This window comes from Delftia acidovorans NBRC 14950 (assembly GCF_001598795.1).
Lineage (GTDB): Bacteria > Pseudomonadota > Gammaproteobacteria > Burkholderiales > Burkholderiaceae_C > Comamonas > Comamonas acidovorans.
In genome coordinates, this window is sequence record NZ_BCZP01000017.1 from 92,876 (window position 1) to 114,808 (window position 21,933).

Annotated in this window: 21 protein-coding genes; 8 read left to right on the plus strand and 13 right to left on the minus strand. The window is 68.6% G+C overall.

Annotated features, from left to right (window positions below):
* Positions 1-5: 5 nt before the first annotated feature.
* The 3 genes from paaI to DA1_RS20590 all read right to left on the minus strand — a co-directional run bounded on the left by paaI (position 6) and on the right by DA1_RS20590 (position 2,511).
* Positions 6-473: a hydroxyphenylacetyl-CoA thioesterase PaaI gene (gene paaI, locus DA1_RS20580; protein WP_034397981.1), complete on the minus strand. Its 468-nt coding sequence runs from the start codon at positions 471-473 to the stop codon at positions 6-8.
* Between the two features lie 11 nt (positions 474-484).
* Positions 485-1,267, minus strand: coding sequence for an enoyl-CoA hydratase-related protein (locus DA1_RS20585; protein WP_013800319.1), 783 nt, complete (start codon positions 1,265-1,267; stop codon positions 485-487).
* Between the two features lie 254 nt (positions 1,268-1,521).
* Positions 1,522-2,511, minus strand: coding sequence for a tripartite tricarboxylate transporter substrate-binding protein (locus DA1_RS20590; protein WP_034397979.1), 990 nt, complete (start codon positions 2,509-2,511; stop codon positions 1,522-1,524).
* Between the two features lie 177 nt (positions 2,512-2,688).
* On the opposite strand from DA1_RS20590, the gene hemE reads away from it, so the two are divergent.
* The 3 genes from hemE to DA1_RS20605 all read left to right on the plus strand — a co-directional run bounded on the left by hemE (position 2,689) and on the right by DA1_RS20605 (position 7,879).
* Entirely contained in the window at positions 2,689-3,801 is a 1,113-nt protein-coding gene (hemE, locus tag DA1_RS20595; RefSeq protein ID WP_034397977.1) for a uroporphyrinogen decarboxylase, read from the plus strand.
* A 525-nt stretch (positions 3,802-4,326) separates the two neighbouring features.
* Positions 4,327-6,519 (plus strand): replication restart helicase PriA, encoded by a 2,193-nt coding sequence (gene priA / locus DA1_RS20600; RefSeq protein WP_034397975.1) that lies wholly within the window; start codon positions 4,327-4,329, stop codon positions 6,517-6,519.
* Between the two features lie 223 nt (positions 6,520-6,742).
* Positions 6,743-7,879 (plus strand): asparaginase, encoded by a 1,137-nt coding sequence (locus DA1_RS20605; RefSeq protein WP_034399122.1) that lies wholly within the window; start codon positions 6,743-6,745, stop codon positions 7,877-7,879.
* A gap of 176 nt (positions 7,880-8,055) precedes the next feature.
* Here DA1_RS20605 and DA1_RS20610 read toward each other — a convergent pair whose 3' ends face one another.
* From DA1_RS20610 to DA1_RS20650, 9 genes are all read right to left on the minus strand, one after another.
* Complete coding sequence (locus DA1_RS20610) at positions 8,056-8,922, minus strand: ChbG/HpnK family deacetylase (protein ID WP_034397973.1); 867 nt, start codon at positions 8,920-8,922, stop codon at positions 8,056-8,058.
* Positions 8,919-9,341, minus strand: a complete 423-nt coding sequence (locus tag DA1_RS20615; RefSeq protein ID WP_012202494.1) for a GtrA family protein — start codon at positions 9,339-9,341, stop codon at positions 8,919-8,921. The genes DA1_RS20610 and DA1_RS20615 overlap by 4 nt, the downstream gene beginning before the upstream one ends.
* A 2-nt stretch (positions 9,342-9,343) precedes the next feature.
* Positions 9,344-10,348, minus strand: a complete 1,005-nt coding sequence (locus tag DA1_RS20620) for a glycosyltransferase family 2 protein (RefSeq protein WP_012202493.1) — start codon at positions 10,346-10,348, stop codon at positions 9,344-9,346.
* Entirely contained in the window at positions 10,345-11,964 is a 1,620-nt protein-coding gene (locus DA1_RS20625; RefSeq protein ID WP_034397971.1) for a glycosyltransferase family 39 protein, read from the minus strand. The genes DA1_RS20620 and DA1_RS20625 overlap by 4 nt, the downstream gene beginning before the upstream one ends.
* 101 nt (positions 11,965-12,065) lie before the next feature.
* On the minus strand, positions 12,066-13,016 hold the full coding sequence (locus DA1_RS20630; protein ID WP_034397969.1) for an AEC family transporter: 951 nt from the start codon (positions 13,014-13,016) through the stop codon (positions 12,066-12,068).
* Positions 13,017-13,144: 128 nt separating this feature from the next.
* Positions 13,145-13,504 (minus strand): hypothetical protein, encoded by a 360-nt coding sequence (locus tag DA1_RS20635; RefSeq protein ID WP_012202490.1) that lies wholly within the window; start codon positions 13,502-13,504, stop codon positions 13,145-13,147.
* Positions 13,505-13,602: 98 nt separating this feature from the next.
* Positions 13,603-14,004 carry a roadblock/LC7 domain-containing protein gene (locus tag DA1_RS20640; RefSeq protein WP_012202489.1) on the minus strand — a complete coding sequence of 134 codons (402 nt, stop codon included), beginning with the start codon at positions 14,002-14,004 and terminating at the stop codon, positions 13,603-13,605.
* A complete protein-coding gene (locus DA1_RS20645; protein ID WP_034397966.1) occupies positions 14,001-14,564 on the minus strand; it encodes a GTP-binding protein in 564 nt (187 codons plus the stop codon). The genes DA1_RS20640 and DA1_RS20645 overlap by 4 nt, the downstream gene beginning before the upstream one ends.
* Positions 14,561-15,307, minus strand: coding sequence for a hypothetical protein (locus DA1_RS20650; RefSeq protein ID WP_034397964.1), 747 nt, complete (start codon positions 15,305-15,307; stop codon positions 14,561-14,563). The genes DA1_RS20645 and DA1_RS20650 overlap by 4 nt, the downstream gene beginning before the upstream one ends.
* Positions 15,308-15,588: 281 nt before the next feature.
* On the opposite strand from DA1_RS20650, the gene DA1_RS20655 reads away from it, so the two are divergent.
* From DA1_RS20655 to DA1_RS20670, 4 genes are all read left to right on the plus strand, one after another.
* Positions 15,589-17,658 (plus strand): ATP-dependent helicase, encoded by a 2,070-nt coding sequence (locus DA1_RS20655; RefSeq protein ID WP_013800309.1) that lies wholly within the window; start codon positions 15,589-15,591, stop codon positions 17,656-17,658.
* A 17-nt stretch (positions 17,659-17,675) separates the two neighbouring features.
* The gene (locus tag DA1_RS20660; RefSeq protein WP_034397962.1) at positions 17,676-18,164 is read left to right on the plus strand and encodes a hypothetical protein; all 489 of its coding nucleotides are present in this window, start codon (positions 17,676-17,678) and stop codon (positions 18,162-18,164) included.
* Positions 18,165-18,252: 88 nt separating this feature from the next.
* Entirely contained in the window at positions 18,253-19,473 is a 1,221-nt protein-coding gene (locus DA1_RS20665) for a phospholipase A (protein ID WP_012202484.1), read from the plus strand.
* Positions 19,474-19,641: 168 nt separating this feature from the next.
* Complete coding sequence (locus tag DA1_RS20670; RefSeq protein ID WP_034399119.1) at positions 19,642-20,094, plus strand: hypothetical protein; 453 nt, start codon at positions 19,642-19,644, stop codon at positions 20,092-20,094.
* 27 nt (positions 20,095-20,121) lie between these two features.
* On the opposite strand, the gene DA1_RS20675 is transcribed toward DA1_RS20670, so the two are convergent.
* Positions 20,122-20,592, minus strand: a complete 471-nt coding sequence (locus tag DA1_RS20675; RefSeq protein ID WP_034397960.1) for a universal stress protein — start codon at positions 20,590-20,592, stop codon at positions 20,122-20,124.
* 135 nt (positions 20,593-20,727) lie between these two features.
* Here DA1_RS20675 and tgt point away from each other — a divergent pair, with 135 nt between their 5' ends.
* Complete coding sequence (gene tgt, locus DA1_RS20680; protein WP_012202481.1) at positions 20,728-21,900, plus strand: tRNA guanosine(34) transglycosylase Tgt; 1,173 nt, start codon at positions 20,728-20,730, stop codon at positions 21,898-21,900.
* Positions 21,901-21,933: the final 33 nt, after the last annotated feature.

Sequence of the window (21,933 nt, forward strand, 5' to 3'; positions counted from 1 at the left end):
CCTCTTCAGGCGGGCTCTGTCAGGCCGGGCACGGTGGGCCGGCCCTTGAAGCTGTGCGAGCGGCCACGGAACAGCGCGATCACTTCCTGGCGCTGGTTGGTGACCTGCACGTCATAGACGCCGGTGCGGCCTGCGCGCGAGACTTCGCGGGCCTGGGCCGTGAGCACGTCGCCGGGCCGGCCGGGCGCGACGAAGTCCACGCTCAGGCCCGAGGCCACCGTCATCTCGTTGCGCGCATTGCAGGCATAGGCAAAGGCCGTGTCGGCCAGCGCCGTGATGAAGCCGCCGTGGCAGATGTCGAAGCCGTTGAGCATGTCGTCGCGCACGGCCATCTCCATGCGCGCCGCGCCGGGGGCGATGTCCGTGATGCGCAGGCCCAGGCCTTGCGCGGCGCGGTCGCGCGCCAGCATGCCGTCGCGCACCTGTTCGGCCAGGCGCTGCGCGGCTTCGTCCGGGGTATGGGTGTCTTGCATGGCGCCGCTCCTCAACGGTCCGAGAACACGGCAGCCCGCTTGCCCAGGAAGGCGGCCACGCCCTCCTGGTAGTCGTGGGCCGCGCCCAGCTGGCCCTGCTGGCGCGCCTCGCGCGTGAGCGCATGCTCGTAGTCCAGCAGTTGGGCCGAGTCCATGGCCTCCCGCGTGCGCGCCAGGGCCCGCACGGGCATGGCGGCCAGGCGCTGGGCCAGGGCCTGGGCTTCGCTGCGCAAATCGGCATCTTCCACGCAGCGCCAGATCAGGCCGATGCGTTCGGCCTCGGCCGCAGGCAGCTTGTCGCCCAGCAGGGCCAGCCCCAGGGCGCGCGCACGGCCCACCAGGCGCGGCAGCAGCCAGGTGCCGCCGCAGTCGGGCACCAGGCCGATCTTGGCAAAGGCCTGGATGAAGCTGGCCGAGCGTGCGGCCAGCACCAGGTCGCAGGCCAGCGCGATATTGGCGCCCGCGCCGGCAGCCACGCCGTTGACGGCGGCCACCACGGGCACGGGCATGGACTTGAGCCGCAGGCACAGCGGCTGGTAGCGGCGCTCGATCAGGTCGCCCAGGTTCTGGTCGGGCGCCGCCTCGGGGTCGGACAGGTCCTGGCCCGCGCAAAAGCCGCGCCCCGCGCCCGTGAGCACCACGCAGCGCACCGAGGCATCGCCGGCGGCCTGCTCCAGGGCCGAAAGCAGCTGCTCGTGCAGTTGCGCGTTGAAGCTGTTGAGCGCGTCGGGGCGGTTCAGCACCAGGGTGCGGACGGCGTCGTGCTGCTCAACCAGAACCAGCGATGGGGGCATGGAAGTCTCCGTGGCCTGTCTGCCGTCTTTATGCGGCAGATCAAACATAATTTACCGAATGGTCGGTAAATGTTAGTCGCCAGACCCTTTCCACCACAAGCGCCCAGGCACCGAGGAAACCCCTAGGCCCCATGAAAAATGACCCCCACGCTGCCCTTGCTGCGCAAGGTCCGCTGCCCCCCGAGGGGGCGTTTTTCATCTTGGGGCGGCCCGGCGATGAAAAAAGGCCCGCACGGGCCATTTTTGTCGAAGGTTCAGGGCTTGAAACCCGAGCGCTGCACCACCGGCGTCCACTGCGCGCGGTAGGCCTTGAGCATCTCGGCCGTCTGCGCGCTGCTGCTGGAGACCGGGGTCAGCCGGCTGGCCTCGAATTTCTGGCGCGTGTCGGGCTCCTTCATGATCTCCTGCACCATGCGCGACAGGCGCTCGGCAATGTCGGGCGCCATGCTCTGCGGCGCGAACAAGGTGTTCCAGCCCATGCCCGACAGGTTCAGGCCCGATTCCTTGAGCGTGGGGATGTCCGGCGCCATGGTGCTGCGGCGCTCGCCCGATACGGCCAGCACGCGGATCTTGCCGGCCTCGTGCTGGGGCAGCAGCACGTCGAAGGTGTCGATGGCCAGCGGCACCTGGCCACCCACCAGGTCGGTCAGCAGCGGGGCCGAGCCCTTGTAGCCCACGGTTTCGGTCCGGACCTTGGCGGCCTCGCCCAGCATCAGCGAGAAGAAGTGCGGCAGGCTGCCCGTGGCCGGCACGCCCACGTTGGCCTGCTGCGGATTGGCGCGCAGCCAGGCCAGCAGGTGCGACAGCTGCCTGACGGGCACGGCACTGGCCACGGCCACGCCGAATTCGTAGCGATTGACCTCGCTGACCGGGCGGAAGTCCTTGTCCGGGTCGTAGCCCGAGTCGGGGAACACCAGGGGCGTCACCAGCATCACGGCCGGGTTGGCCAGCAGCAGCGCGGGCTGGGAGGCCGGCGCGTTCTTCACATACTGGGCCGACAGGCGGCCGCCCGCGCCGGGCTTGTTCTCCACCACCACGGGCGAGCCCACGTGCGCCTGCAGCTTGTCGGCCACGATGCGCGCCACGCGGTCGGTGGCGCCGCCGGGCGGGTAGCCGACGACGATGCGCAGCGGCGCCTTGCCCGGAAACAGCGGCTCGGCCGCCGTGGCACTTCCAGCCAGCCAGCTGGCGGCCGAAACAGCCGGTGCCAGGGCCAGGATCTGGGTCAGGGTTCTTCGCTGCATCGCAAACTCTCTCCTTGCATGGACGGATTCCCGTGCGGAACGCACGCCGCACAATGTAGCGGCCTCAAAAAGCCCGTTGCCGCCGATATTGACCAGGGTTAACCCGAGGCAAGACGCCCTGCGCCGCTCGGGCATCGCGACAGCCTGGCGAAGCCGACTCGGCGACAATCGCCCACCATGAGCTTCGCCCCCCTGACCAACGACACCTTCCTGCGCGCCTGCCGGCGCCAGGCCACCGACTACACGCCGCTGTGGCTGATGCGCCAGGCGGGCCGCTATCTCCCCGAATACAAGGCCACGCGCGCCCGGGCCGGCAGCTTCATGGGTCTGGCCACCAACGTGGACTACGCCACCGAGGTCACGCTGCAGCCACTGGAGCGCTTCCCGCTGGATGCGGCCATCCTGTTCTCCGACATCCTGACCGTGCCCGACGCCATGGGCCTGGGCCTGTCCTTTGCCGAAGGCGAAGGCCCGCGCTTTGCCAAGGTGGTGCGCGACGAGGCCGCCGTGGCCGAGCTGGCCGTGCCCGACATGGACAAGCTGCGCTATGTGTTCGACGCCGTGACCAGCATCCGCCGCGCGCTCAATGGCCGCGTGCCGCTGATCGGCTTCTCGGGCAGCCCCTGGACCCTGGCCTGCTACATGGTCGAGGGCAAGGGCAGCGACGACTACCGCCTGGTCAAGAGCCTGATGTATGCGCGCCCCGACCTGATGCACCGCATCCTGTCCGTCAACGCCGACAGCGTGGCCGCCTACCTGAACGCCCAGATCGATGCGGGCGCCCAGGCCGTGATGGTGTTCGACAGCTGGGGCGGTGTGCTGGCCGACGGCGCCTTCCAGGAATTCAGCCTGGCCTATACCAAGCGCGTGCTGGCCGGACTCAAGCGCACGGGCGCCGATGGGCAGGACGTGCCGCGCATCGTCTTCACCAAGGGCGGCGGCATCTGGCTGCCCGACATGAAGGACCTGGACTGCGAGGTGCTGGGCCTGGACTGGACGGCCAACCTGGCCCGCGCCCGCGCCATCGTCGGCGGCGAGGTGGGCGGACCCGGCAAGGCGCTGCAGGGCAACATCGACCCCAATGTGCTGTTCGCACCGCCCGAGCGCGTGGCCGAGCAGGCGCGCGCCGTGCTCGACAGCTTCGGCGCCCCGCACACCGACAGGACCACCACGGGCCCCACGCACATCTTCAACCTGGGCCACGGCATCAGCCAGTTCACGCCGCCCGAGCATGTGGCGGCCCTGGTGGAGACCGTGCACAGCCATTCGCGCGCCCTGCGCCAGCGCTGAGCGAGCCGCCTCCCCGCCCCCCGCTTCTCCCGAACCCCAGGGCCGGACGCCAGCGCAGCGCCGGCCCCTGCCGGGGCCGCCAACGGCCCGGCAAGGCCCCGCTGTCCACAAGCCGGGTACCCGACAGCCGCTTGCTGCACAAGATGGCCACAGACCATCTTATGCACAGAAAAATCCGAGCGAGGCCCTAGGAGTTGCAGTTGTCATCCGCGCCTGCACGCCGGCGACATATCGATATAAGCCATTGTTTTTGAATAATTTTTTTGATAGCAACATTTTCAGCATGCACCGATTGGCAAGGCCGGATAAGCAGGTGCATGCCCATAGATCCGAATAATCCCCACAAAGTTATCCACAGAAATTGACGATATACCCAGAAACCCGCAGTCACCGGCCGGGGCGTCTGGTGTAGAACGCCGCACCCAGGCCCCAGGCAGCGCCAAAGGCTTATGCTTGGCGGCTTGGTTGCCGCAGGCCCTGCCGTGCGGCGCCCGCGTTTTCAGGCCCCGCTTTCCCCGCATTCGCATGTCCCTCCCCGCCCACACCGTCCATGTCGCCGTCCAGACGCCGGCGCACAGCGCCGTGGGCGAACTGCTGAGCTACACCTGCGACCAGCCCCTGGAGGCGGGCACCCTGGTGCGCGTGCCCCTGGGTCGCCGGGACCTGCTGGGCGTGGTCTGGGACGCCCCGCCCCGGCCCCCCGCCATGCCCGAAGGCGTGGAGCTGCGCCCCATCGCCGCCGTGCTGCAGGGCATTGCGCCGCTGCCGGCCGCCTGGCGCCGGCTGGTGGCCTTCGCCGCCTACTACTACCAGCGCAGCGTGGGCGAAATCGCCGTGACGGCCCTGCCCCCGCAACTGCGCGAGATGACGGCCGAGCAACTGGCGCGCCGGCTCAGGCCAACCAAGGCCGCGGTGAAGAGAGCGGCCAAGGCTGCAAAGGCGGAACAGGCGCCTGGCAGTGCGCCTGCATCAGCGCCTGCACCGGCCCCGGCCGCCGCAGACATTCCCCCCATCGTCCTCAGCGCCGAGCAGGCCGACGTCTTCACGCAGATCGCCGCCCATCCCGGCCCCTTTCTGCTCTTCGGCAGCACGGGCAGCGGCAAGACCGAGGTCTATCTGAGAGCCACCCAGGCCGCACTGGACGCCGACCCCGGCGCCCAGGTGCTGGTGATGGTGCCCGAGATCAACCTCACGCCCCAGCTGGAGCAGCGCTTCACGGAGCGCTTCGCGCCGCAGTACGGCGCCGACTGCGTGGTCAGCATGCACAGCGCAATGACCAACCCCCAGCGGCTCAAGAGCTGGCTGGCCGCGCACACCGGCGTGGCGCGCATCGTGCTGGGCACGCGCATGTCGGTCTTCGCCAGCCTGCCGGGCCTGTCGCTGATCGTGGTGGACGAGGAGCACGACGCCAGCTACAAGCAGCAGGAAGGCGCTCGCTACTCGGCGCGCGACCTGGCCATCTGGCGCGCGCGCGATACCGGCGCCAAGGTCATCCTGGGCAGTGCCACGCCGTCGCTGGAGAGCTGGCACGCCAGCCGCCCGCCCAATGCCGACGAGCCGCAGGGCGGCCGCTACCTGCGCCTGCACATGCCCAGCCGCATCGGCGCGGCCGCCCTGCCGCGCGTGCGCCTGGTGGACATGGGCCAGCAGCCGCGCAAGGCCGTGTTCTCGCCGCCGCTGATCGATGCCATCACCGAGCGCGTGCAGCGCGGCGAGCAAAGCCTGGTGCTGCTCAACCGCCGCGGCTTCGCGCCCGTGCTGTTCTGCGCCGACTGCGGCTGGAAAAGCGACTGCCCGCACTGCAGCGCCCACCAGGTCTTCCACAAGGCGGACCGCACGCTGCGCTGCCACCACTGCGGCTACACCCAGCGCGTGCCAATGGCCTGCCCCGGCTGCGGCAATCCCGACATCCTGCCGCTGGGCAAGGGCACGGAGCAGCTGGAGGAAGAACTGGCCCGCCTGCTGCGCAATGTGCAGCGTCCCGACCGCGAGCCCGCCCGCGTGGCGCGCATCGACGCCGACACCACGCGCGCCAAGGGCGCGCTGGAGGAGCAACTGGCCCAGGTGCATGCGGGCGACATCGACGTGCTGGTGGGCACCCAGATGGTGGCCAAGGGCCATGACTTCCGGCGCATCACCCTGGTGGCCGCCGTGCAGCCCGACAGTGCTCTTTTCTCCAGCGACTACCGAGCGCCCGAGCGCCTGTTCAGCCTGCTGATGCAGGCCGCCGGCCGCGCAGGACGCGACGCGCACTACGTGGCCGCCCAGGGCAGCCACCCGGAGATGTGGATACAGACCCACGACCCGTCCCACCCCGTCTACACCGCGCTGCGCTCACACGACTACCCGGCCTTCGCCGCGCGCCAGTTGCGCGAGCGGCGCGATGCGGGCATGCCGCCCTTCGCCTTCCAGGCCATCGTGCGGGCCGATGCGCGCACCCAGGAAGCCGCCCAGGCCTTCCTGGCCGCTGCGGCCGAGGCCGCCCGTCAGGCCGGCCTGCCCCATGTGGACGATGTCTTTCTCTACCCGCCCATTCCCATGTCCGTGCAGCGCGTGGCCAATGTGGAGCGCGCGCAGATGCTGATCGAGTCGGCCCAGCGGCCCGCCCTGCTGCGCTTTCTCTGGGCCTGGCAGGCGCACCTGCACTGGATCAGGGCACAGCCCGGGCACCGCGCCCTGGTGCGCTGGCTGGTGGACGTGGACCCGCTGGCCATCTGAGCGTGGCACGGCCTCTGGAACGGCCCCAAAAAACCTCAAGCCTTTCAGGCCTTGGGCGCAATCCCGTAAAGCGTTCACCGCTCCTTTTTCGGAAGCGCTTTTAGCGCATTCGCTGCGCGGCTCCCATCGGGATTTGCGCTGATGCAGGCGGGGCATGTTTATTGCATCGTGCCGCATTCAGCCCACAAGGCTGGATCATTCAATGCCTTTCCAGGAGCGATACATGCCGTTCACCCCCTTCCGTATGACCTTGATGGCCGTCGCGCTTGCGCTGGCAGGCTGCGCGTCCCAGCCCGGCGCCAGCCAGGCCCCCGCAGCCGCAGCGCCCGCCACGGCGACCGCCCCTGCACCCGCTCCCACCGCACAGGCCGGCAAGCCCAACGTGGTCGTCCTGGCCACGGGCGGCACCATTGCCGGTGCGGGCGCCAGCGCCGTCAACAGCGCCACCTACACGGCCGCCAAGGTGCCCGTGGACAAGCTGCTGGCCGGCCTGCCCGAGCTGAGCAACATCGCCAACGTGTCCGGCGAGCAGGTCTTCCAGATCGCCTCCGAGAGCTTCACCAACAAGGAACTGCTGACGCTGGCCCGCCGCGTCAACGAGCTGGCCAAGCAGCCCGGCGTGGACGGCATCGTCGTCACCCACGGCACGGACACGCTGGAGGAAACCGGCTACTTCCTGAACCTGGTGGTGCCCACCGACAAGCCCATCGTCATGGTCGGCTCCATGCGCCCCGGCACGGCCATCTCGGCCGACGGCGCGCTGAACCTGCTGGGCGCCGTGGCCACGGCCGCGTCCAAGGACTCGGCGGGCAAGGGCGTGCTGGTCAGCATGAACGACAACATCGACTCCGCGCGTGATGTCGCCAAGCTCACCAACATCAAGACCAATGCCTTCGCCAGCCAGTGGGGCCCGCTGGGCATGGTGGTCGAGGGCAAGACCTACTGGTTCCGCGCCCCCATCAAGCGCCACACCAGGGGCAGCGAGTTCAACATCGAGCAGATCACCGACCTGCCCGCCGTGGACATCGTCTATGGCTACGGCAACGTGCCCGCCACGGCCATCGACGCGCTGGGCAAGGCCGGCGTCAAGGCCATCGTGCATGCAGGCACGGGCAATGGCTCGGTGGCCGACCGCATCGTGCCCAAGCTCAACGAACTGCGCCAAAAGGGCGTGATCGTGGTGCGCAGCTCGCGCGTGCCGGCCGGCTTCGTGCTGCGCAATGCCGAGCAGCCCGATGACAAGTACGACTGGGTCGTCGCCCATGACCTGAACCCGCAGAAGGCGCGCCTGCTGGCCGCCGTGGCCCTGACCAAGACGCAGGACACGAAGCAGTTGCAGCGCATCTTCTGGGAGTACTGATAAAGCACCCCCTGAGGCGCTGGCGCGCCTTCCCCCTCTCTACCCGCTTCGCGGGGGAGGGGGACGACAGCCTCGCTGCGGGGCGGCCCTTGCTTGCTGTCCCTTGCTTTGGGCCGCGCCGGTTTTTGCAGCCTCGTCCCAAGCCCCGTTCGCGGGGCTTTTTCTATTGCCGCTTGCTAGTTCGATGTGAACAGCGGGGTGAGGGGGCCTTGGGCGATGTGACAGTGCGCTTGTTCCAGGGCCTGGGCGAAGGCGTCGGAGCGCAGGTAGGCGTATTCGACGGCGCGCTGGGCGCCTATGGCGTCGCCCTGGACGGGGGCGGTGGCGGGGTGGCACATCATGAGGCTGCCGGGCTGCAACTGGGCCAGCCATTGGGCCATGTGGCGGCCATAGCCTTCGGGCGTGGGCTGGTCGAAGGCGTAGACGCCGCCGAAGCCGTGGTTGAGCGGCACACCCTGGCGGCGCAGGCGGCGGGTGGTGGTCCAGCCGCCCAGCAGGGCGATGATGGCGGCCTTGGGGTCGCGCCAGAGCTGGCCGGCCGGGGTGGTGGAGCGGACCCAGGGCAGGTCGTCGGCGTTGTCGCCATAGCGCTGGCGCAATTCCTGCACCAGCGCGGCGCGCACGCCGGGGAGCTGGTGCACGTGCTGGTGGCCGTCGATGAAGTCGGGGGCCATGCCCAGCGCGTCCTCGAAGGCGTCGAGCTGGCGGCGCCAGGCGTCGCGCATGGCGGCGGCGCCGAGTGCGCCGGCATAGGCGCGCGCGATCACGGCACCGATGCCGGCGGCGGGCTGCAGGCCGTGGCCTTCGGTCATGTTGAAGTGCAGGCCCAGCGACAGGCGCGGGCGCAGCGCGGGCAGGCGCCTGGCGGCCTGCCTCCAGTGCGGCGAGGTGGTCATGCAGCTGGTGGCCGACAGCCGGCCCTGCAGCGTGAGCTGCTCCACGGCTTCATCGACCAGGGGGTGCAGCGCATAGTCGTCGGCGCACAGGACGACGGTTCTGGCCGAGGCCTTCTCCCCGTTGTTTCTGGCAGGTACGGTGTTCATGAGGATTCCTTGCGGCCGGGGGCCGCAAAGGCCCAGAACTTGGCGAAGACGAAGGTGCCCACCGCCACCAGCACCAGCACCAGGGCCAGGCTCCAGAAGTAGTGCCAGTGCAGCCAGTGCAGGGCCACCCAGTACAGCAGCTCGTTGGCCACGAAGGAGGCACAGGCCACGGCGAAGTACTTGCCGGCCACGGCCCAGCCTTGCGCCCCGGCCTGCACGAAGGTGAACAGCGCATGGCCGTTGTAGCTGACCACGAAGGCCACGAGAAAGGCCAGCACGTTGGCATGCAGCGGCGCCATGCCCACCCGTTGCACCAGCAGGGCGACAACGGCCAGGTGCGTGGCGGCCGCGCAGCCCCCTACCAGCACGAACTGCAGCGCCTGCGGCAGGCGGCGCAGCTGTGCGATCACGTCGTGCATGGCTAGTCCCGTGGCGCCAGCGGGCTGCGGTCTTCGTCGCGCGCCAGCAGGTAGGTGGGACGGCGCTTGACTTCGTCGTAGATGCGGCCGATGTACTCGCCCAGGATGCCGATGGACATCAGCTGCACGCCCGAGAACAGCATGATGCTGGCCGCCAGCGTGGGCCAGCCGTCCAGCGGGTTGCCGAAGATCAGCGTCTCCATGGTGATCCACAGGCCGTAGAGCAGGGCCGCCAGCGAGATGATCCCGCCCACCACGCTCCACACGCGCAGCGGCAAGGTGGTGAACGAGGTCAGACCCAGCAGGGCCAGCGAGCCCAGGCGCCGGAAATTGAAGCTGGACGCACCGGCCGTGCGGTCGGCCGGCACGAACGGCAGGGCCGCAGCCTTGAAGCCCACCCAGGCGTACAGGCCCTTCATGAAACGGTGGCTCTCCGGCAGGGCCTTGAGCGCATCGGCCACGCAGCGGTCCAGCCAGCGGAAGTCGCCGGCATTGGGCGGGATCTTCACCAGGTTGCCGGCATTCATGAGCCGGTAGAACAGGTTGGTGCCCACGCGCTTGGCGCCGCTTTCGGCGCCCCGGTCGGCGATCACGCCATAGACCATGTCGTAGCCGGACTGCCACAGCTCGCACATCTGGGGCAGCATCTCCAGCGGATGCTGGAAGTCGGCGTCGATCAGCACCACGGCGTTGCCGCGCGCATGGTCTATGCCGGCCGACAGCGCCGCCTCCTTGCCGAAGTTGCGCGACAGCGCCAGATAGCGCACGGGCAGTTCCTGGGCCATGCGCAGCGCGATCTCGTGCGTGGCGTCACGGCTGCCGTCGTTGACGACGATCAGCTCGTAGTCGGGCGTCAGCGTGCGCACCGTCGCGTCCAGGGCGCGCAGGAACGCCTCCAGGTTGCCCTCTTCATTGTGGGCTGGCACCACGCAGCTCAGCCGCAGCGGGGGGCGCGGCAGCATCCCCTTGGGAGCGGCCGGAGCAATGTCAGCATGCAATTCGGTCATAGGCCAGCATTGTCAGCGGGCTGGCTGCCCGCGCGCGGCAACACGTCAAAAACCGCATAGGCATAGGGACTGGGCCGAGGAAAACGCCATCCCGAGCGTTGCACCGTGAGCACACGCGCCTCCTGCGGCAGGCCCAGCTTCGCCAGCCAGGCCTGCGCCTGCTGCTCGCAATCGCGCGATTTCGCGGTCGGGCCGGGCTCGCTGGCCACCGGGCCGCGCGGGCACAGCAGCAGCCCGGGCTGCTGGCGCCAGTCCGACAGCGCCAGCACGCGCGCATATTCGCTGTCGGGCAGGCCGGGAATGGTGCGCAGATGCGGCTGGGCATAGAAAGACAGCATGGCGTTTTCCGCCCAGTCGCCGCCCACCCACTGCAGCGGCTGCTGCGGGTGGCGCTGGTTCCAGGACAGCACGATGGCCTGCGCCGCATCGGCCGCAGGGCGGTAGTAGTCGGAGCCGCTCTTGCGCGCATTGCCCCAGCCCGCGGCCAGCCCGATCACCAGCACCACGGCCATGCTCGGCCACCAGGCGCGGCGCAGCGCGGCCAGCGCGGACTGCGTCACGGCAGGCGCCTCGGCGTCCAGGTTGCGCAGCCACAGCAGCACGAAGGCATAGCCGATGGGAATGGCCCAGGGCGTGGACAGCTCCACCACGCCGGTGGCGCCAAAGCCCAGCGTCGCAAGCCAGGGCATGAGGGCCAGCCAGAACAGCGTGTCGCCGCGCCCCTGCCAGCACCAGCTGCGGCGCAGGAAACGCGCACTCCAGCGCAGCCAGCCGCCGCCTTGCTGGCGGGCCTGCATGAAGCCATACACCAGGCACACGGCCAACCAGGCCGGCAGCCAGTAGAAGATGGGCGCCAGCGCAAAGCGCAGCACATAGCCCCACACCACCTGCCCGCCGCCCTGGTCCATGGCATAGCCCAGCGTCACCCACTGGTGGTGGGCAATCCAGGCCACATGCGGCGCCAGCGCCAGGCCAAAGGCTGCCAGCGCCACGTAGGGCCGAGGAGTGAGCAGCCACTGGCGACCTTCACGCACCAGGAAGATGGGCAGCAGGAAACCGGCCAGGAACACACCGCTGTAGTACTTGCTGAGCATGCAGGCGGCCGAGACCACGCCCAGCGCCACGCTGAAGGCCACGCCGCGCGCGCCCTTTTCCTGCCAGCTGGCCAGCAGCAGGGCCGCCGCCCAGGGCCACAGGGACAGCAGCTGGCTGTTGGCGTTGAACTTGCCGGCCAGCGTCGTATACGGAAAGCACCACAGCAACAGGGCCGCGCCCAGCGGCGCCAGGCGCGCCAGCCCCAGGCGCCTGCCCAGCACGTAGACGCCCCAGATGCCCACGCCCACATTGGCATAGGACAGCAGGCGATAAAAGCCGTCGTTCTGCGGGAACACCATGAACCACAGGCCGACCACCCAGGCGAAGAACGGCGGATGCTTGTGCGTGCCCAGCTGCAGCGGCTGGGCCCAGGCATAGTTCTCCAGCATGTCGTGGTAGCCGTCCAGATTGCCATTGGCCAGCCAGGACACCAGGGCCCAGAGCAGGCAGGCCAGCGTCACCATCCAGAGCATGGCCGCGCCCGTGGGAACGCCTGCCGGGGCAGAGGGGGAGGATTTCATGCGATCCCGTCGAGGTGGTGAAAAAACATGGGCGGGATTGTAGTGAGCACCAGCATGCCCGTGCGGCCCGGGCCTGCCCCTCAGGTGTGCCCGGGGCCTGCTCAGGTCATCAGCGCCACGGCGCCCGAGAAGCTCAGGAAGGCCAACACCGTGGACACCAGGATGATGCGGGCCACGCGCCCGCCGTGCGCCCCGAAGCGCTCGGTCAGCAGCGAGACATTGCTGGCGCTGGGCAGCGCAGCCAGCAGCACCAGCGCCACAAAGGCCTCTTCGCCGAGCGGCAGGCCCAGCGCCATGGCCGCACGGGCCACGGCCCAGACCAGCAGCGGATGGATCAGCAGCTTGGCCAGCGCAATGGGCACGTAGTCGCGCGCGGCCACGCGCTCGTGGCTGTTCATCTGCGAGCGCGCCAGCACGGCGCCAATGGTGAACAGCGCCACGGGCGAGGCCGCGCCCGCCAGCATGGCCACGGTGCGGTCGATGGGGCCGGGCAGCGTCCAGCCTGCCGCCGAGGCCACGCCACCCAGCACGATGGCCCAGGGCATGGGATTGGCGGCCATGCCGGCAAACGCCCTGCGCAGCGCCACGGACACGCCATGCCCGCCCGGCAGCCCCAGGCGCGACAGCGCAATGCACAGCGAGGTGGTCACCACCATGTCGATGGCCATGGTGACGATGACCGGGCCCGCCGCACGCTCGCCCAGCAGCGCCACCAGCATGGGCACTCCCATGAAGCCGGTGTTGGGAAAGGCCGCCACCAGCGCGCCAAAGGCCGCATCGTTCCAGCCCACGCGCCGCACGGTCAGCGCCACGGTGGCACCCACCATCAGCAGCGCGCACAGCAGGTAGACCACGGAGACGCCCACATCCAGCAACTGTGCAATCGGCGTCTGCGCGCCAAAGCGGAACAGCATGCAGGGCAGCGCGAAATACAGCACGAAGGCATTGAGCCCCGGTATCGCCGCCTGCGGCAGCACGCCACGCCAGGTGGCCGCAAAGCCGCAGGCCACAAGCGCGAAGAAGGGAAAGGTGATCAGCAGGACGGACAGCACGCGGCGATTCTGGCAGCAAGCCGGTGCCGCTGCCGCGCGCCCGTGTCACCGCGCGGACGCCGGGCGAAAAAAAACCTGCCGGAATACGCATCCGGCAGGTCGGGCCTGAGCGCAACAAGCGCGTGCGCTTACAGCGCCAGGTCCTTCTCGACGTCCTGCACCTTGCGACGGGCCAGCGCCAGATTGGAGCGGCTCTTGTCCAGCACCAGGTAGAAGAACACACCTTCATGGGCGGCCACGGGCCGGATGATGTGGTACTGGTGCGTCAGGGTGATCAGGATGTCGTCGATGGCGTCATCGAGCTTGAGCATGCGCATGGTCTTGAGCTTGGCGCGCACCACCTCCGTGTTGCCGGCAGCGGCCAGCTCCATGTCGAGGCCGGAGCCCACGCTGCCCATGAGCATGCCGCTGGTGCTGTCCACCAGGGCCGCGCACAGGGCGCCATCGATGCCCAGCAGGCCGTTCAGAGAATCATGTATCGAAGCCATATGCCACCTTTTCAAATAGCAAGGGCAGGCTGTGCGATGGACCACCGCGCCCGCTCCTCGGGGGAAGAAAACCAAACTTCTGCAGCGGATGCCGCGGATCAGGAACGGGACAGTTCGGAGGCCACTTCGCCCGCCGCCCACAGCGCGCGGCCCAGCAGGGCGCTTTGATCGACCACCATGCACAGGATGGCCGGCTGGTTGCCGGCCACGGCCTGAAAGAGGACGGTGCCCAGCTCGGTCTCGAAGGTCAGCCGCCGGCAGGACTTGTGGCCTATCTCGGTGGCCACGGCCCTGGCCATGGCCATGAGCGAGCCCGCCATGGCCGACAGGCGCTCCGTCGGCAGTTCGCTCCTGACCCGCAGGGAGGTGATCTCGAAGCCGTCAGGCGTGCACAGCAAGGCGATGTGCACGCCCTCCAGGGGCGCCACCACGCGGTGGAGCACATCGCTGCCAGCTTCGATCAGAGAGGGAGGAATCCGGGGAAGCGTTGGTGTCTTCATACCTGACTTTGCAAGGAAAGCAAGGAAACGAGCACCCCCAGCGCATCCAGCAACTGCTGCCGGTCACGGGGGTCCGCCTGGATGACAGGCACTATACCGTGACCTCTGTCCGCCAAGGCGCTGCTGAATGCTTCCTGCTGTTGCTCGCTGGCATCACGGCAACTGACCACCACTACCAGGGGCCCGGATTCCAGAGAGGCGATCTCGGCCAGGCACTGCGCCGCGTAGTCCGGTGCGCGGGCGTCGCAGACATCCACCATCAGCAGCACGCCCACCGAGGCATTGAGCACCCAGCGGCGCACGAAGTCGAAGCGTTCCTGCCCCGGGCTGCCCACCAGCTGCAGCCGCTCTCCACCGCCCAGGTCGATCTCGCCGAACTCGGCACCCACCGTGGTGAATTCCTTGGAATGGGAGGCCAGGTCCAGATTGGGCACATCCGCCGCCGCCATCAACGCGCCGCACAGGCTGCGCAGGGCCGTGGTCTTGCCTATGCCCATGGGGCCCACCAGGCTCACCCGTACCAACCCGGCAGCAGGCTGCGCGTTCATCCACAGGCTCATGCCACTCCTCCGCGCCGGATCCAGCCGGCCAGCTTCTGCACCCACTGGCGCGGCAGGCCGGCCACCGCGTCGGGCGCCTGTGCGCGGCTGCGGCGCAGCGGCGGGAGATCGTTTTCGCGCGCGGGCCGCAGGCTGCACTCCAGCAGGCTGCGCAGCCGGGGATGGCGCAGCAGTTCGGCCACGGCGCGGGCCTGCATGCCGCTGTGCTCGCACAACAGGGCCACCTCCATGGGGCCACGGCACAGCATGGCCAGGGCACGCAGGCATTCGGAGTTGTTCCACGGCGCGGGCAGCGCCACCCAGGCCTTGAGCTGGAAGCGGTAGCGGCAGTCCACGCCCTGCTGCTGCAGATCGTCCAGCGCCTGCGCCAGCGTATGCGACGTCGCCACCTGCTGGCGCACCGTCCAGTCCATGAGGAAGACGGCCGCCCGGTCCAGCATGTCGATCAGGTCGGACAGCGTGAAATTCATGTCCAGATAGGTGGCCAGGCGCTGCTGCGTGCGCTCCAGGTGCTGTCCCTGGGGCACTCCACCCACGTAGACCACGCAGGGCATCCACCCTGCGGCCTCGGGCGCGGGCATGTTGCCATCTACGACCAGCACCTGGGCGCTGACCAGGGGCACCTGCCGCCAGCCGCGCAGCGACTTGCGGGACGCCACGGCGAACAATGCCTCAAAACGCTGCTTGAGCAGAGGAGACCACAGCTCGGCAGCCAGGCCGATCTCGTCTGTAGTGCGAGCCATCTTTGACACCTCACCGGATAGGAACTGAAATGGACAAACCAGATTCGCCCGTGACAGAACATCGGCGAAGACTGATATTTTGGATAGTTTTTACACATTACTCACTTGATTTAATGTGAACTTTTCTATTTAGACCAACGCCGCCACAGTGCGGACCAGAGTGGCCGCGAGATTTGTCGCCGAATTCCAAGGGTGCTTACACCTGGCCTGATGGCCACGATCCCCGAAGCGGTATGCTCCCGCTTCCCTCACTTTCACGCCTTTCCCCGCGCAACGCACCCATGTCCGCAGGACTCAATCTGGCCCAGCTCCAGGCCGTCCACTACACCGAAGGCCCCTGCCTGGTCCTGGCCGGCGCGGGCTCGGGCAAGACACGCGTGATCACGCACAAGATCGGGCGCCTGATCGAGATGGGCATGGCGCCGCGCCGCATCGCGGCCATCACCTTCACCAACAAGGCCGCAGCCGAAATGCGCGAGCGCGCGGCCGGCCTCATCGGCCGCCAGGCCAAGGACGTGCTGGTGTGCACCTTCCACGCCCTGGGCGTGCGCATGGTGCGCGAGGACGGCCATGTGCTGGGCCTCAAGCCCCAGTTCAGCATCCTGGACGCCGACGACGTGACGGGCATCCTCAAGGACTGCTCGGGCGGCACCACCGACCTGGCCACGGCGCGCCAGTGGCAGTGGACCATCAGCAACTGGAAGAATGCCGGCTGGGACAGCCGCAAGGCCCTGGCCATGGCCCAGGACGACAACGAGCGCAGCACGGCGCTGATCATGCAGCGCTACGAAGAGCGCCTGACCGCCTACCAGAGCGTGGATTTCGACGACCTGATCGGCATGCCCATGCGCCTGCTCAAGAACCACATCGAGGTGCGCGAGAAATGGCAGCGCCTGCTGGGCCATGTGCTGGTGGACGAATACCAGGACACCAACGCCACGCAGTACGAGCTGCTCAAGATGCTGGTGGGCAGCCGCGCCCACTTCACCGCCGTGGGCGACGACGACCAGAGCATCTACGGCTGGCGCGGCGCCACGCTGGACAACCTCAAGAAGCTGCCGGTGGAGTTCCCGCAGCTCAAGGTGATCAAGCTGGAGCAGAACTACCGCTCCACCTCGGCCATCCTGCGCGCGGCCAACAACGTCATCCAGCCCAACCCCAAGCTCTATCCGAAGACGCTGTTCTCGGAGCTGGGCGAGGGCGAGCCCGTGCGCATCGTGGACTGCGACACCGAGGAGCACGAGGCCGAGCGCGCCGTCGCCCGCATCCAGAGCCTGCGCGCGGCCAGCAACCCGCCGCCGGACTGGAAGGATTTCGCCATCCTCTACCGCGCCAATCACCAGGCCAAGCCCTTCGAGAAGGCCTTGCGCAAGGCCAGCATTCCCTACAAGGTCTCGGGCGGCACCAGCTTCTTCGACCGCGCCGAGATCAAGGACCTGTGTGCCTGGTTCCGGCTGTGGATCAACAACGACGACGACCCCGCCTTCCTGCGCGCCATCGGCACGCCCAGGCGCGGCATAGGCCACACCACGCTGGGCAAGCTGGGCGAGTTTTCCTCGCAGCACAAGCTCAGCATGTTCGGCGCCCTGTTCGCGCACATGCTGGAAGCGGCCCTGCCCAAGAAGGCGCATGACAGCCTGCTGGAGTTCGGCCGCTACATCAACGACCTCGAATACCGCGCCCGCCACACGCTGGGCGCCGAGCAGTCGCGCGGCTTCATGCTCGACTGGCTCAAGGAGATCGGCTACGAGCAGTACCTCTACGACAGCGAGGACAGCGAATCGGTCGCCGCCGCGCGCTGGAGCAACGTGCTGGAGTTCTGCGACTGGATGTCCCAGCGCGCCGGCGGCCAGATCGAGGATGCGGCGGGCACGACCACGCACACCGAGGTCAAGAGCCTGCTGGAAGTGGCGCGCAACATCGCCCTGCTGTCCACCATCAGCGAGCGCGAGAAGGAGCAGGACATGGTCATCCTGTCCACCCTGCATGCCTCCAAGGGCCTGGAATGGCCGCATGTGATGCTGGTGGGCGTGACCGAGGGCATGCTGCCCTTCAAGCTCGACGACGACAACGGCCGCCAGCAGAAGGTCAGCGACGAAACCGCCCAGCGCCTGCAGGAAGAGCGCCGCCTCATGTACGTGGGCATCACGCGCGCCCGGCGCTCGCTGGCCGTGAGCTGGACCAAGCGCCGCAAGAAGGGGCGCGAGATGGTCTCCACCCTGCCCAGCCGCTTCATCAAGGAAATGGGCCTGGACGCCGCCACCTCGCGCGAGGACCCGCGCGAGAAGCTGCGCCAGCTGCGCGCCGAGTTCGCCCTCAAGGCGCAGCAGTCCACGCCCGCCGACTCCTGACTCCAGAAAGACACCGCATGCGTTTTTACCGCCCCGTTCTCAGCCTGGCGCTGGTGGCCGTGACCACCGCCTGCTCCAGCACGGACCTGCAGACCGCCACCCGGCCCACCCTCCAGGCCGCGCCCAAGGCCGCCCGCGCTGCCGCCGCTCTGCCACACGCCCCATGCCCCGGCGACGAGGAGATGAAGGACAGCCAGTTGCAGGGTGAATGGACGGGAACCGTCGAAGGCCAGTCCCAGCCCGTGCGCCTGCAGCTGGGGCCGCACCCCCAGTGGAAGGGCAACGTCAAGGGCACGATCGCGCGCGGCGCAGACACCCGCCCCATGGTCGGCGACGTGGCCGATGACCACATCACGCTGGAAGAAAGCGCCGACGGCAAGCGCATCACCGCCACCTGGCTGGGCGATGTCGTCGAAGGCAGCTGCGCCCGCGAGATCCGCGGCAACTTCATCGAAGGCGACGATGCGGCGCCCCGGCCCTTCGTGCTGCGCAAGCTCGCGCCGTGACCGGCCCCCGAGCCTGCACACGAGCCCCCTGCTCCCTCTCCACTTATTACCCCTTACTCTTCGCTCCTTCCATCACCGGACTCAAGCCATGACGACTCCTACACACCTGGATCGCCGCAAGCGCCCAAGCCGCACGCCGACACCCCTGCAGTGGGCCCTGGCCATGGGACTGGGCGCCACGCCCTGGCTCGGCGCCCAGGCGCAGACCGCGCCCCGCCCCCTGTCCGAGGACGCCTGGCGCCAGTGCGCCGCCACCACGGACAACCAGTCTCGCCTGGCCTGCTTCGACACCTGGGCACAGCAGCAGCAGCCGCTGACCGCGCCGCCGGCCACCGGCTGGAGTGCTCCGGCCGCCAGCGCTGCAGCCGATCCTGGCGCCCTGCCCACGCCCGCCCCCGTGGTGACGGCCGACAGCGGCCAGGGCCTGGCGCTGCCCACCACCCCCACCAACGGCGGCTGCCGCGACCCGCGCTACAGCGAGCTGTCGCGCTACTTCGAGCTGGAACCGGGCAGCGACTGCGGCACCTTCAGCTTCCGCGGCTACCGGCCCATGTCCGTGTCCGTGGTGACGGCCGACCATGTCAACCGGCAGCCCACCACGCCCGGCAAGGACCCTGCGCAGTCGCAGCCCTACAAGACCGAGGAAATGCGCGTGCAGCTGTCCGTGCGCACCAAGGTCGCCCAGGGCCTGCTGACCAGCAGCACCTCGGCGGGCAAGGACTCGCTGTGGGTCGGCTACACCCAGCAGTCGTACTGGCAGCTGTTCAGCCCGGCCATCTCGCGGCCCTTCCGCAACACGGACCACGAGCCCGAGATCTTCTACGTCTACCCCACCGATGCCCGGCTGCCCTTCGGCTGGCGCTGGCGCTACAGCGGCGTGGGCCTGGTACACCAGTCCAACGGCCAGAGCGATCCGCTGTCGCGCAGCTGGAACCGCTGGTATCTGATGACCGGCTTCGAGCTGGACAACCGCTGGCAGCTGCACGCCAAGGCCTGGCAGCGCATCCGCGAAAGCGCCGAGCACGACGACAACCCGCGCATCCAGGACTACATAGGCCGGGGCGAGGTGAAACTGGGCTGGAACGTCAATGCGCAGAACTATCTGGGCTTCACTGCGCGCGGCTCGCTGGGCCAGGGCCGCGGCTCCGGCCGCGTCGAATGGCTGCGCACCCTAGGCGAAGGATGGAACGGTGGCAAGAGCAATTTGCGCCTGCATGTCCAGCTTTTCAGCGGATACGGTGACAGCCTGATCGATTACAACTACAAGCGCACCGTGCTCAGCGTGGGTTTCAGTCTTCTGGACTTCTAGAAGACCGGCCCTCGCGGGGCACGCTTTGCCGCTTGCCCTTCGCGGGGAAGCCCCGTCCCGCTGGCTGCATTGCCAGCGGCCGGGGCCATGCGTCAGAATGCGCCGATGCCCCGGGCCTTTTCAGGCAGGCCCGGAAACCCGCCCCAGAACGAACCGCGGAGGTCCGCCATGGATTTGCAATACCAGCTCAAGGCCGGCAGTTACTGCCTGTACGACATGCGCGAGACGCCCAGTGCCATCACGGGCGAGCGCCGCTGCCGGCTCAGGACCGAGCTGGTGGCCATTGCCTTCGACCTGGTCACGGGCCAGGTCCATGAGCATGGCTCGCCCACGCGCATCCATGCATGGGCCCTGTGCACGCGCAGGCGGCTGCGCGCGGCCGGCGACTGGGACCAGGCCGACAGCATCGTCGTGGTCTCCGGGCCCCTGCCGGTGGATGAGATCAACAAATGCCTGGGCATACGCGGCTACTGCCGCCGCATGTTCCAGCGCCTGGCCAGCCTGCCGCACGGCAAGCTGCAACCCCACGCGCATGCGCACGCTCATGGTGCCTACGGGGCTTACGGCGCCCATGCAGGCCGGAACCAGTCCCATCAGGGCCAGCAACGGCGGGCCGCCTGAAAGCCAGCGGCGCGCGCCCGGCACCCCTCACTCGGGACCCAGGTCCTCTTCCCCTTCTTCATCGTGCGGCTCGGCATGCTTGACGATGGTCACAGGCAGCCGGCTGTTGCGTGCCACCTCGCGCGAGACCGAGCCGATCAGCACGCGCCGCAGGCCGCCCTGGCCCAGTGCGCCAATGATGATCTGCTCGCAGCCCGTGCTCTCGGCAATGTCGGCCAGCGCGGCGGCGGGCTCGCCCAGGCCGATCTCCACCTCGTAGGAAATGCCGGCCGCCCGCACCAGGGCCACGGCCGGCGCCACCAGGTGCATGCCGGCGTCCACGCTGGCGGCGGCGATCATGTCCGAGTCCTGCGTGGCCAGCTCGAACAGCGAGGCTTCCTGCTGCACATGGGCCAGCACGAAATGCGCCTGCAGGCCCTGGCGCACCAGGGAGATGGCGTGGTGCACGGCATCCAGCGAGGGCTCGGACCCATCGACGGCAATCATGATCTTCAGCATGCGGACCTCCTTTTTTGTAGCTGGCGAATCGCAACCACCCCAGTGTAGACGCGGGCCGGCTAAGCCAGACGGGCTCCGGGGACAGTCGCGAAGCGTCCGACACGCACATGCGGCCATCTGGGACAATGGAGGGCTATGCTGCAATTCGACCTGCTCAAGACCGATCCCTCCAGCCACGCGCGCCGCGGCCAGCTCACGCTCAACCACGGCGTGGTGCAGACACCCATCTTCATGCCCGTGGGCACCTATGGCACCGTCAAGGGCGTGATGCCGCGCAGCCTGCAGGAGATGGGCGCGCAGATCATCCTGGGCAACACCTTCCACCTGTGGATGCGCCCGGGGCTGGACATCATGCAGAGCTTCGGCGGCCTGCACGGCTTCGAGAAGTGGGACAAGCCCATCCTCACCGACTCGGGCGGATTCCAGGTCTGGAGCCTGGGCGCCATGCGCAAGATCACCGAGGAAGGCGTGCACTTCGCCAGCCCGGTCAACGGCGACAAGCTGTTCATGTCGCCCGAAGTCAGCATGCAGATCCAGACCGTGCTGAACTCGGACATCGTCATGCAGCTGGACGAATGCACGCCCTACGAGACCAACGGCCACAAGACCACCGAGGCCGAGGCACGCAAGAGCATGGAGATGAGCCGCCGCTGGGCCAAGCGCTCCAGCGACGAGTTCCAGCGCCTGGGCAACCCCAATGCGCTGTTCGGCATCGTGCAGGGCGGCATGTACGAGAACCTGCGCGAGGAATCTCTGCAGGCCCTGGTCGAGATGGACTTCCCCGGCTACGCCGTGGGCGGCGTCTCGGTGGGCGAGCCCAAGGACGAGATGCTGGCCATCATGGCCCACACGCCCCACCGCCTGCCAGCCCACAAGCCGCGCTACCTGATGGGCGTGGGCACGCCCGAGGACCTGGTGCAGGGCGTGGCAGACGGCGTGGACATGTTCGACTGCGTCATGCCCACGCGCAATGCGCGCAACGGCACCATCTTCACGCGCTATGGCGACCTGAAGATCCGCAACGCACGCCACAAGACCGACCACCAGCCGCTGGACCCCAGCTGCACCTGCCATGCCTGCGCAGGCACCAGCGGCGTGAGTTGGGAGCAAGGCGGGCGCGACGGCTTCTCGCGCGCCTACCTGCACCACCTGGACCGCTGCGGCGAGATGCTGGGCCCCATGCTCACCACCATCCACAACCTGCACTACTACCTGAACCTGATGCAGGAAGTGCGCAATGCGCTGGAGGCGGGCAACTTCACTGAGATGCGCGCACGCTTCAAGGCCGAGCGCGCCCGGGGCGTCTGACGCCCCGCAGCCGATCGTTCAGGTCACTCAGGT